Origin of the sequence: Caulobacter zeae (genome assembly GCF_002858925.1) — a bacterium.
GTDB lineage: Bacteria > Pseudomonadota > Alphaproteobacteria > Caulobacterales > Caulobacteraceae > Caulobacter > Caulobacter zeae.
Genome location: NZ_PJRS01000018.1, coordinates 268,101 through 277,161 on the forward strand (window position 1 = coordinate 268,101; position 9,061 = coordinate 277,161).

At 67.3% G+C, this 9,061-nt stretch carries 9 protein-coding genes; 2 read left to right on the forward strand and 7 right to left on the reverse strand.

Annotated elements, in window-relative coordinates; genetic code table 11:
* Positions 1 to 130 precede the first annotated feature (130 nt).
* Positions 131 to 1,588 (forward strand): coniferyl aldehyde dehydrogenase, encoded by a 1,458-nt coding sequence (locus SGCZBJ_RS10350; RefSeq protein ID WP_101717911.1) that lies wholly within the window; start codon positions 131 to 133, stop codon positions 1,586 to 1,588.
* A 51-nt stretch (positions 1,589 to 1,639) separates the two neighbouring features.
* Positions 1,640 to 2,770 carry a glycosyltransferase family 61 protein gene (locus SGCZBJ_RS10355; RefSeq protein WP_101717912.1) on the forward strand — a complete coding sequence of 377 codons (1,131 nt, stop codon included), beginning with the start codon at positions 1,640 to 1,642 and terminating at the stop codon, positions 2,768 to 2,770.
* Positions 2,771 to 2,779: 9 nt separating this feature from the next.
* Here SGCZBJ_RS10355 and SGCZBJ_RS10360 read toward each other — a convergent pair whose 3' ends face one another.
* From SGCZBJ_RS10360 to SGCZBJ_RS10385, 7 genes are all read right to left on the reverse strand, one after another.
* Positions 2,780 to 3,037 (reverse strand): aa3-type cytochrome c oxidase subunit IV, encoded by a 258-nt coding sequence (locus SGCZBJ_RS10360; RefSeq protein ID WP_101717913.1) that lies wholly within the window; start codon positions 3,035 to 3,037, stop codon positions 2,780 to 2,782.
* 140 nt (positions 3,038 to 3,177) lie between these two features.
* Entirely contained in the window at positions 3,178 to 4,764 is a 1,587-nt protein-coding gene (locus SGCZBJ_RS10365; RefSeq protein ID WP_101717914.1) for a DEAD/DEAH box helicase, read from the reverse strand.
* Positions 4,765 to 5,118: 354 nt separating this feature from the next.
* Positions 5,119 to 5,280 (reverse strand): hypothetical protein, encoded by a 162-nt coding sequence (locus SGCZBJ_RS25625; protein ID WP_165799294.1) that lies wholly within the window; start codon positions 5,278 to 5,280, stop codon positions 5,119 to 5,121.
* Positions 5,281 to 5,315: 35 nt separating this feature from the next.
* Entirely contained in the window at positions 5,316 to 5,840 is a 525-nt protein-coding gene (locus tag SGCZBJ_RS10370) for an SRPBCC family protein (RefSeq protein WP_101717915.1), read from the reverse strand.
* A 60-nt stretch (positions 5,841 to 5,900) separates the two neighbouring features.
* Positions 5,901 to 7,187 carry an RNA polymerase sigma factor gene (locus SGCZBJ_RS10375; protein WP_101717916.1) on the reverse strand — a complete coding sequence of 429 codons (1,287 nt, stop codon included), beginning with the start codon at positions 7,185 to 7,187 and terminating at the stop codon, positions 5,901 to 5,903.
* Positions 7,184 to 7,567 (reverse strand): YciI family protein, encoded by a 384-nt coding sequence (locus SGCZBJ_RS10380; RefSeq protein WP_101717917.1) that lies wholly within the window; start codon positions 7,565 to 7,567, stop codon positions 7,184 to 7,186. The genes SGCZBJ_RS10375 and SGCZBJ_RS10380 overlap by 4 nt, the downstream gene beginning before the upstream one ends.
* Positions 7,568 to 8,253: 686 nt before the next feature.
* On the reverse strand, positions 8,254 to 8,742 hold the full coding sequence (locus tag SGCZBJ_RS10385) for a TniB family NTP-binding protein (RefSeq protein WP_101717918.1): 489 nt from the start codon (positions 8,740 to 8,742) through the stop codon (positions 8,254 to 8,256).
* Positions 8,743 to 9,061: the final 319 nt, after the last annotated feature.

The following is a 9,061-nucleotide window of genomic DNA, read 5'->3' on the forward strand; positions in this document are numbered from 1 at the left end:
GGCGAGCATAGGCACGAGAGTTCAAACGAGCGGTTAAGGCTGCGCGGGGGTGCTTGCGCCCGTCACAACTCCAAAGCATTCTGAACGCTGATAAGATGAGCCGAGAGGCCGTTTTCGGGAGAGACGCCGCATGAACGCCCCCGCCAATCTCGGCCACGAGGCCGCCAAGGCCAGCCTCGAGATCCTGCTTCAGCGACAGAAGGCCGCGCACCTGCGCGACGGCGCGCCGCCCGTCGAGCGCCGGATCGACTGGCTGAACCGCTGCATCGCCTTGCTGGTCGACCACGAGACGCAGATCGCCCAGGCGGTCGGCGACGATTTCGGCGTGCGGTCGAAGGACGCCACGGCGCTGACCGACGTCGCCGGCTCGATCGGCCCGCTCAAGCACGCCCGCGACCACGTGCGCAAATGGATGAAGACCGAGAAGCGCCGCACGACGCCGGCGCTGCTGGGACTGTTCGGCGCCAAGGCCGAGGTGCGTTGGCAGCCCAAGGGCGTGGTGGGCGTGATCAGCCCCTGGAACTTCCCGGTCAATCTGACCTTCGCGCCCCTGGCCGGCGTGCTGTCGGCCGGCAATCGGGCCATGATCAAGCCGTCGGAATACACGCCCGCGACCTCCGAGCTGCTGAAGGCGATGTTCGCCAAGGCCTTCGACGAGGACGAGATCGCCGTCGTCACCGGCGGGCCCGAGATCGGCCAGGCCTTCGCGGGGCTGGCTTTCGACCACCTGCTGTTCACCGGCGCGACCTCGGTGGCCAGGCACGTGATGCGGGCCGCAGCCGAGAACCTGGTGCCGATGACGCTGGAACTGGGCGGCAAGAGCCCGGTGATCCTGTCGCGCGGGGCCGACCTCGAAACCGCCGCCGCGCGGGTGATGGCCGGCAAGACGCTGAACGCCGGCCAGATCTGCCTGGCGCCCGACTATGTGCTGGCCCCGGCCGAGGACGTCGATCGCTTCGTCGAGGCCGCCCGCGCGGCGGTGGCGAAGAGCTTCCCGACGCTGAAGGACAACCCCGACTACACCGCCCTGGTGGCGCAGCGGCACTACGATCGGGTCAAGGATTATGTCGACGACGCCAGGGCCAAGGGCGGCAAGGTGGTCGAGCTGAACCCGGCCGGCGAGGACTTCTCCCAGCAGCAGCACCGCAAGATCCCGCCGACCCTGATCCTCGAACCGACCGACGACATGGCGGTGATGCAGGACGAGATCTTCGGCCCGCTGCTGCCGGTGAAGGCCTATGACCGCATCGAGGACGCCATCGACTACGTCAACGGCCGGGATCGCCCCCTGGCGCTCTACTGGTTCGGGACCGACGAGGCCGAGCGCGAAAGGGTGCTGGCCGCCACGACCAGCGGCGGGGCCACGGTCAACGACGTGATCTTCCACGTCGCCCAGGAGGACCTGCCGTTCGGCGGCGTCGGTCCGGCCGGCATGGGCGCCTATCACGGCCACGACGGCTTCCGTGAGTTCAGCCACCGCAAGGCGGTGTTCCACCAGTTGAAGAAGGACATCGGGCCGATGCTGGCCCTGCGTCCGCCCTATGGCGAAGGCATCCGCAAGTACCTGGCGGGGCAGATCAAGCGATAATCCGTCCGGACCAATGGTCGTCGAACGAGAATCATCGACCTTAGGGGCCGCATGGCTCAGTTCGCCGCCCTCGACATCGTCGATGAACGCCAGGCCCTGCCCGACAGGGAGATGGCGACGCTTCGCCATGCGTTCTTCAACAGGGGCGAGGAGGGGCGCTCGCCGCTGGTGGAGGCCGGCGAGCCGCTATCAGCGCCGCACGTGGTGCGCGACATGGCGGCGGCTTGGCCGTTTCCCCCAGACGCCCCGCCGGAGGCCTGCGGGCCTGACATCTGCCATGTTCGCGACGTCGACTGGTTCCCCGCCTATGGCGTGCTTGCCGGACCGGGCGGGCGCGTCCTTCGGTCGGCCAGCGGAGAGGCGCTGCATCGTTGGCCGGACCTCGCGCCGGTCGCCAAACTGACGGCGCGCCAGCCGAGCACGACCATCGAGCGCGGCGTGGTGTTCATGCCCTGGGGCGGGGGCTTCAACTACGGGCACTTCCTACTGGACGCCATGCCGTCGGTCCTGGCCGCGGTCGAGCACGGGTTCGCCGCCGGCGCGCCGGTTCTCGCGCCGCCCTTGAAGCCCTGGCAGAGAAGCCTCCTGGCCGCGGCTTTTCCGGAATGCGAGTTCCGGGAGCTTCGCGGGCCCAGGATCCACCTGGAGCAGTCGGCCTACGCCACCTCCATGGATCACTTCCTTCACGCGCCCACGGCGCTGGTGCGCAGGGTCGCCGAACGGATCGTGGCGACCGCGCCTGAACGCCCCGTCGGCGGTCGGCGTGTCTATCTGTCGCGCCGCAGTCAGTCGATGCGGGTGATGGTCAACGAGGCCGCCCTCGAAGAGGCCCTGCGCAGGCGCGGCTTTGTAATCGTACAGCCCGAACGAATGTCGGCGCTGGCCCAGGTCGCCTTGATGCGCGGCGCAGAGGTCGTGGTCGGCGCATCGGGCGCGGCCCTGGCCAACGCCATGTTCCTGCGCCCAGGCGCCCGGGTGATCGAAGTGCAGCCGGCCAACTTCACCAGCCGATGGGTATGGGCGGCCTGTCGCCAGGTCGGGGTCGAATGGCGCGGCCTTGTCTGTCCGTCGCCGACCGATCCCCGAGAAGCCTCGTGGCTGTCGAGGGCGCGTCGCGGCTTTCGCTTCGCCTATCGGCCGCCGCTGGGCGAGCTTCTGGAGTTCATCGACGCGGCGCTTTGAGCCCCGTGATCAACGTCCCTCGGTCCACAGGTCCAGCGGCTGATGCTGTTCGTGGCGGATGACCGCGAAATAGCCGGCCACGCCCAGCAGGATCCCGGCGATGGCGCCGCCGACGAAGCCCGCCGGCGTGGCGAACCACAGGGTCAGCACCGTCAGGGCGACGGCGACGCCGACGATCGACCAGCGCACGAAGACGCTGAAGGCATGGTAGGTGCGCTCGTGCACCAGCAGTTCGGGATCAGATTGCTGCGGCATGAAGTCGGCCATGGCGGTTCCTCCGAAGTCTTCGGGAAAAACACGCGGAGCCGCCTTGGCGACGCGGCTGTCGGCAAAGAAAAAGCCGGCGGCTCCGTGGGAGCACGCCGGCCAATCTACGCCGTTTTCAGGCGCTCGTCAGTCCTGGTCGATCAATCCTCGACCTTGGCCAGCTTCGGCGGGGCGCGAAGCAGGAAGGCGGGGATGTCATTGCCGAAGCCGACCACGCGACGATCGTCGTCGTCCTCGCGGCCACGAACCGGCTGGACGCCGCGAACCGGCATCGGCGGGCGTTCGCGCGACGGACGGGCGACCGGTGCGACTTCCTCGACCGGACCAGCCTCGACCGTCTGGGCGGCGGCGCGATCACGCGAACGCTCGCGGCGCGGCTTGCGCTCGCGTTCCGGACGCTCGGCGCGTTCGGTCGGGACTTCCGGCGCGGCCTCGACGGCGACGGCTTCCAAAACTTCGGCTTCCGGAGCGGTTTCGGCGCGTTCGCGACGGCCGCGGCCCGGACGTTCGCTGCGTTCGCCGCGCTCACGACCCGGGCGCTCGCCACGGCCGCGGCGGCGGTCGCCTTCGCGCGGCACGGTGACGGCGTTGGTGTAGTCGACGTCGATGACTTCCTCGTCAGGCGTCGAGCCGATCAGCTTGACGACCTTGTCGAAGCCCTTGTCGTCAGCGGGGGTGACCAGCATGTACGCGACGCCCGAACGGCCGGCGCGGCCCGTGCGGCCGATCCGGTGCACGTAGTCGTCGGCGTGGTGCGGGACGTCGTAGTTGAAGACGTGGCTGACGGCCGGGATGTCGAGGCCGCGGGCGGCGACGTCCGAGGCCACCAGGATCTTCAGCGCTCCCGAGCGGAAGTCCGCCAGGGTCTTCATGCGCTGGCTCTGGTCGAGGTCGCCATGGATGGCGGCGGCGTCGAAACCGTGCACCTTCAACGACTTGGCGACGATGTCGACTTCAGTCTTGCGGTTGCAGAAGACGATGCCGGTTTCCGGCGCCGCCTTCTCCACGATGGTGCGCAGAGCCAGACGCTTGGCCTTGGGGTCGGAGGAGGGGACCTTGACCAGAAGCTGGGTGATGTTGGCGTTGGTGGTGGCCGGCTTGGCCACCTCGATGCGGACCGGATCGCGCAGGAACTGCTTGGTCAGGCGCGTGATTTCCGGCGGCATGGTCGCCGAGAAGAACAGGGTCTGCTTCTTGGGCGGCGTCAGCTTGAAGATGCGCTCGATGTCCGGGATGAAGCCCATGTCGAGCATGCGGTCGGCTTCGTCGACGACCAGGAACTGCACGCCGGTCATCAGCAGCTTGCCGCGCTCGAAGTGGTCGAGCAGGCGGCCCGGGGTGGCGATCAGCACGTCGACGCCGCGGTCGAGCTTCTTTTCCTGGTCGCCGAACGAGACGCCGCCAATCAGCAGCGCCCACGAGAGCTTGGTGCCCTTGGCGTACTTCTCGAAGCTGGAGGCGACCTGGTCGGCCAGCTCGCGCGTCGGGGCGATGACCAGGGCGCGCGGCATGCGGGCCTTGGCCCGGCCCGAGGCGAGCTTGTCGATCAGGGGCAGGGTGAAGGCGGCGGTCTTGCCGGTGCCGGTCTGGGCGATGCCCAGGACATCCTGGCCGGCGAGGGCGACCGGGATCGCCTGGGCCTGGATCGGCGTGGCGGTCGTGTAGCCGGTGTCGGCGACCGCTTGAAGGGTCGTGGGCGAAAGCCCGAGGTCGGAAAATTCTGTCATGTCACGCTGGTCTGGACTCGGAGCCGCCCGTGCTTGGGCGAGCGGGCGGCGCGGATTCGCCAGACCTGCTCCGAAGGTGCGGATAAATAGGCGCAATCGCCGCAAAGTCAATCTTCGCGGGGCCTACGCGCTTTCAGGTGGGATCGGTGGACGGCGAGGTCAAGGGCGAGCGCCGCCCCGATCCTTCCCCCGAAGGACCAGACCAGGACACCGGAGCCGTCGGTATCGTCCTGGCGGGGCGGCGCTCGCCTCGGCGCCGCCAAAGGGGAGGAAGACGGCGCTGATGAATTACTACTTGATTGGTATGGATTCGATCGCCCCAGTTTTTCTGAAGCCGCCGTCAGGTGGCTACGCCTAGTGATGCGCAAGGTGCTCGCCATCCCGCTTACCGGCGAGTTCAGCTTTTCTCGCCAAAGCCGCCCGTTTGTCGCCAACGCCCTGCTTGCTTTCGCTAGGCGCGGGCAGCGCCCGCGCCCCCGGGGCGGGTTCGAACTTCAGCAGAAGAAAGCGGGCCATGCGGATTTCCTCTAAAGCTCGTGGGGAAGGGGACCTTAGTTACGCTCGGCGACGGATTTCAGATTGGACAGACCCGCCTCGAAATCGCGGCCGATCATCTTGTCCATGTCGAAGGCCAGGCCCATCAGGCGCGAGACGTAGGGCGCGGGCCCCGCCATCGCCCAGGTGACGCGGGTCGCCTCGCCGGCCGGCTCGGCGGTGAAGGCGGCGGTGTTGCTGGCCTTGAAGGGCTTTTCGAAGTCCAGCGCGATGGCGACCTCGCGATTGGTCGCCGAGACGATGCGCATGCGGCCGGTTCCGGCCTTCTTGCCGGCCCAGGCGTAGGTCGCGCCGACGCCCCGCTCGGGCCCGCCGTAGGTGCGCGAGAGGTCGGCGTCGAGCGTCTCGTAGGGCGACCAGGCGCGCCAGGCCTTGAAGTCGGCGACATGGGCCAGCACGGCCTCGGGCGGGGCGTTGACCAGCACCGAGCGCTCGACCCGGAAGGCGGGCGGACGCAGGGCCGCGGCGACCAGCAGGCCGACCACGGCCAGGACGACGATGGCGGCAAGTATCTTGAACATCGGGCGACTTCCTTGAGCGTGGCCCCTTGCGGGCCGTTCGCCACAAGGACGCGCGACGGCTCAGCCTTCCGACACCGCCGCGCGATTTTTCTCGCCTTCGGCCTGCAGCCGATCGAGGTGCTGGCGGATATGGGCGGCCTCGGCGGCGCCGCCGGCCAGGGCGATGGCCTGATGGAAGGCCTCGCGGGCGGCCTCGTCACGGCCCAGTTGCAGGCTCAGCGCGCCCCGCAACCCATGAAAATGGAAGTAGCCGGCCAGGCGCCCTTCCAGCGGCGCGATCATGTCCAGCGCGGCCTGCGGGCCGGCGACCTTCGAGACGGCGACGGCGCGGTTGAGGCTGACGACCGGGGAGGGCGTCATGCGCTCAAGGGCCGCGTAGAGATGATCGATCTGGGCCCAGTCAGTGTCTTCGGCGCGTTCGGCCCGGGCGTGCAGGGCGGCGATGGCGGCCTGCACCTGGTAGGGACCCGGGCGACGATGGCGCATGGCCTTGTCGATCAGGGCCAGGCCTTCGGTGATCATCGCCGCGTCCCAGAGACCGCGATCCTGGTCCTCGAGCAGCACGATCAGGCCGTCGGCGTCCAGCCGGGCCGGCGTCCGGGCATGCTGCAACAGCATGAGCGCCGTAAGGCCCATGACTTCCGGTTCGGTGGGAAACAGCCGCAGAAGCAGTCGCGACAGCCGCAACGCCTCGTGGCACAGCGGCCGGCGCGCGTCGGCCTCGGCGCCGCCGGCCGAATAGCCCTCGTTGAACACCAGATAGACCATGGCCATCACGGTCAGCAGCCGCTCGGCGCGTTCGGTGGGGCTGGGGGCTTCGAAGGGCGTGTCGCCCTTGGCCACCCGGGCCTTGGCGCGGGTGATCCGCTGCTCCATGGCGCTTTCGCCGACCAGGAAGGCGCGGGCGATCTGGCGCACCGAGAGCCCTGAGACGATGCGCAGCGCCAGGGCGATCTGCTGGGTGGCCGGCAGGTCTGGATGGCAGCAGACGAACAGCAGCCGCAGGATGTCGTCGCGATAGTCGGCGCCGTCCAGGCGCTCGGCAAGGGCGGTCTCGGCGTCGTCGAGGCCTGCGGCCAGGTCGGTCAGGACCTCGTCCGACGGCAGGGCGGTCTGACGGCTTTTCCTGCGGGCGGCGTCGACGCCGCTGTTGCGGCCCACCAGGATCAGCCAGGCGGTGGGATCGCGCGGCGGGCCTTTCTCCGGCCAGGATTTCAGAGCCCGCAGGCAGGCGTCCTGATAAGCTTCCTCGGCCGTGTCGAGGTCGCGGAAATAGCGCAGCAGCGCCGCCATGGCCCGCGGGCGCGCCGAAACCAGCGCAGCGTCGATCCAGTCGGGGTCGCTCACGGGCGCGCTCCGTGAACGTCGTTCGATTTCCACGCGGTCGCCACGGGACGAATTTCGTAGCAGCCGCCGGGGTTTGCCGCTGCGAGTTCACGCGCGGCGGACGCGGCTTCAGCCAGGTCCGCGCAGTCGACCAGGTAGAAGCCCAGCAACTGTTCCTTGGTTTCCGCGAACGGTCCGTCGACCAGCAGCGGCGGCTCGCGGTCCTTGCGCAGCGTCACGGCCGTCGTGGTCGGCAGCAGCCGCGCCGAAAGGCTCAGGCGGCCTTGGCCGGCCAGATCGTCGCGCACGGCCGCCAATCGCGCCATCACAGCCTCATCATGCGCCGGACTCCATGCGCCGACGACGTCTTCCATGTGATAGCAGAGAACGGCGTACAGCATCCGACAAGCTCCCACGGCCGCAGCGCCGTGAGCCAAGGACGTGGTGACGCGCCGCAAGCCGACACTGGCGACGAAGAAATGCGCTCTGTGGCGCATGGAAGGCGCCTAAATCGACCCACGGCGCGACTGGCGCTTCAGATCGAGCCTAACATTATTTCTGATAATATTCCTTAGGCGATAAATATTGACGCGGAACGACACGTGTCACGGATCGCAAACCCTGCGAGTCGTGTCACTGACTCCAAATTCTGCGAGTCGCAGGTCGCTTGCCGCCGGTTGCTATAACGTTCCGGGTTTGCACGTTTTCTGACTCCAAATTCAGCGACCGAGTTGCTCGCAAACTCTGCGAATGCACCGCCACGTAGGCTCGAACTAAGAGATCAAAATTGGCGGTAACCCCGGAAAATAGCGGTGCCTATCGCGCGTGGCGGCCGTCGCATAGGTCAAGCGCCGGCGTAGGTCAGCCGGCCAAGCCGCTGCTCGGGCAACTGCGCCGAATGTGAGGAGCCCTCCCCTCCTGGATGTCGGCCTCCAGGCAATGGGGGCAAACTGACCATCCATAAGGCGGGCGTGGTCCTGGTCGCATTGGGCAAGCAATGAGGTCTTCCCAAACCATCGCGTGAAGGTCGGAAGGCGCGACGCGCAACATCATTGCGAGCCGCGGGATCAGTAAATCCGCACCTCGATCAAACCCCGAAATCGAGGCTCCGATCTCTTTCTCCAGCTCGCGCACGGTCAGTAAGTGCGCCTCGGCGGTTCTTATCGAACCGCTCTTCCAAGTGTGGATCGGATTTGATCAGTGCTTTGGCTTCCCCCGATCCGAAGCCCGCCAAGCTCATGGAGAGTTGGTTGGACAGATATTTGAGGGCATTCAAAATTGCCCGCTGCTCCCGTGGGCGAAGTTCCGTTACGCGCTGAAGCTCGTCGAGGATCATTAGACGAGTACCGCGTGCGCTTAGGTGGCGCATCACCATGGCCTGCAGTCTTGGAGCGGCTGTGTCAGGAGCCGGCGAGTTCAGGGCGGTGAGGATGTCGATATACAGACGCTTCTCGGTGAGCCCGTCGTTCAGTTCAAACCAAAGCACCGAGCCAAACGAAGTAGGTTGGTTATTCGCTTCGGAGCGCCTTGTTGTCGACCATCCTGGCCCGCTCAAAATGCCGCTCCATGCGCTCAATCATTTGGTCCAAGAACTCTATAGCCTCATCACCTTTGAGGCAGCGGCCTTCCCTGCAGTCCAGGCGAGACCGCTCCAGCATCCTCGCAAATTCGGCCTCTCTCGCATCGGACATCGGGATATTCCTTCTCACGGAGCTCTGAGAGTGCTCTCGAGCGCCCTCTTTGTCAGCTCTGCGCCATTTGCTGCCGTTGGCACGCCTCCAGGAAGGCGACATTCAGGCGCTGCCCCCAGACCGACCTATCAGCCTGGCTTGATCAAGAGGAAGGCACCGGCGAAGCAAATGGCCAGCGCTAAGCCGATCCAGAGCACCCGCATC